Source organism: Bartonella phoceensis, from assembly GCF_902825145.1.
GTDB lineage: Bacteria > Pseudomonadota > Alphaproteobacteria > Rhizobiales > Rhizobiaceae > Bartonella > Bartonella phoceensis.
On the sequence record NZ_CADEAD010000046.1, the window covers coordinates 1 to 473 of the forward strand.

Annotated in this window: 1 pseudogene; it reads left to right on the forward strand. The window is 40.0% G+C overall.

The annotated features are described in order from the left end of the window. A pseudogene (locus J7R07_RS08015) lies at window positions 1-473 on the forward strand (hypothetical protein); the annotation flags it as partial.

Consider the following 473-nt stretch of genomic DNA (forward strand, 5'->3'; position numbering starts at 1 on the left):
TTTTGTGTCAATCTTTACGGCATTTGTTATCTGTTTACCTTGGGCATTTGTGATTGCTAGCCGTGAGCCTGACTACTGGAATTACTTCTTCTGGGTTGAGCATATTCAACGCTTTATGGCGGACAACGCACAGAACAAATCACCATTTTGGTTTTATATTCCTATATTACTTGCTGCTGTTTTACCATGGTTGGGTTATCTTTTTGGGGCTATACATTATGCTTGGCGGCAAAAAGGGATTTACCTTTACTTTTTATTGTGGTTTATCGCCCCATTTGTATTTTTTAGCATCACAAAAGGCAAGCTACTAACCTATATTTTACCTTGCATTGCACCGGTTGCCATTTTAATGGCGGCTTACATTGAAAAAGTACGGGCTGAGAAAAAAACAACCGCTATCCGCTTAAATGCCATTATTAACCTATTGGTCGGTGGGGCTGCCGCGGCATTAATTATTGCTTCTCCTTATATAC